Here is a 403-nt window from a genome sequence, read left to right on the forward strand (position 1 = left end):
CAGTTCTACTCATTAAATCAAGTGTGGATTTAGCTATCGATGCAACTTTAGATTTTAAGTTTTCTGCCGCTTTACTAGGATTAGAAAGGTTAACATCGTTTAATCCAGAAACATAATTAGCAGCAGTATTTACTTTCTTCATATATCGTTGTTCTCGATTAAACTCACCAAGCGTTACATCTTGCTTAACAATTACATTGTTTATACCCCTAATCGTTTTAACTTGTACTATACGGACTAAATCATTCGAACCTAGTTTGGTAGATTTTATTTGTACTATGTCTCCGGGTTGTGGGTCTGCTTCTGGATAGGCTTCTCTTAAGACCAAAAAATCTAAAGACAAAGAGTGTTTGAACGACTTTTTCAATCTCGATTGCAATTCTTTATCCATAGTTTCTTGGTC

1 protein-coding gene is annotated in these 403 nt (G+C 34.5%); it reads right to left on the reverse strand.

Annotation, left to right across the window (positions count from 1 at the left end):
• The coding region (locus IR155_RS15775) for a hypothetical protein (protein WP_409366567.1) at positions 1-391 on the reverse strand (391 nt) is incomplete at its 3' end.
• Positions 392-403 lie beyond the last annotated feature (12 nt).

This window comes from Microbacterium paludicola (assembly GCF_015235415.1).
GTDB classification, from domain to species: Bacteria; Actinomycetota; Actinomycetes; order Actinomycetales; family Microbacteriaceae; genus Microbacterium; species Microbacterium paludicola.